General features: G+C 53.8%; 1 pseudogene. It reads right to left on the reverse strand.

Going from position 1 to position 316, the window contains the following annotated elements:
• Window positions 1-316, reverse strand: a pseudogene (locus FHC48_RS23180) (IS6-like element IS26 family transposase); the annotation flags it as partial.

Below are 316 nucleotides of genomic sequence, written 5' to 3' on the forward strand. Positions count from 1 at the left end.
GTAAGCCGTCTTCATGGATTTAAATCCCAGCGTGGCGCCGATTATCCGTTTCAGTTTGCCATGATCGCATTCAATCACGTTGTTCCGGTACTTAATCTGTCGGTGTTCAACGTCAGACGGGCACCGGCCTTCGCGTTTGAGCAGAGCAAGCGCGCGACCATAGGCGGGCGCTTTATCCGTGTTGATGAATCGCGGGATCTACCACTTCTTCACGTTGTTGAGGATTTTACCCAGAAACCGGTATGCAGCTTTGCTGTTACGACGGGAGGAGAGATAAAAATCGACAGTGCGGCCCCGGCTGTCGACGGCCCGGTAC

The sequence above is a fragment of the Enterobacter sp. EC_50 genome, assembly GCF_019584525.1.
Lineage (GTDB): Bacteria > Pseudomonadota > Gammaproteobacteria > Enterobacterales > Enterobacteriaceae > Enterobacter > Enterobacter roggenkampii.